Source organism: Winogradskyella marina (genome assembly GCF_015645385.1).
Classification (GTDB): Bacteria; Bacteroidota; Bacteroidia; order Flavobacteriales; family Flavobacteriaceae; genus Winogradskyella; species Winogradskyella marina.
Window position 1 is genome coordinate 1 of record NZ_JADOET010000074.1, and the last position, 314, is coordinate 314.

Below are 314 nucleotides of genomic sequence, written 5' to 3' on the forward strand. Positions count from 1 at the left end.
TCAGAACAAGACTTTTTAGATGCATTAGTAGGTCCAGCCGGACAAGATGGAGCAGACGGCACCTCAGTAACGGTAACGGATAATGGTAATGGTACTGTGACCGTAAGTGATGGCACAACCGATGTTGTTGTGTCTGACGGTGCAGATGGAGTAGACGGAACAGATGGATTAACTCCAGAAATAGGAACGAATAATCATTGGGTAATTGGAGGAGTTGACACAGGTATTGTTGCAGGAGGACAAAATGGTGATTCAGCATACGAAGAATGGTTAGCCGCTGGTAATTCAGGATCAGAACAAGACTTTTTAGATGC

The 314-nt window shown here is 44.6% G+C and carries 1 pseudogene; it reads left to right on the forward strand.

The features are described 5' to 3' along the window. Positions 1-314 (forward strand): annotated as a pseudogene (locus tag ITJ86_RS17250) (hypothetical protein); the annotation flags it as partial.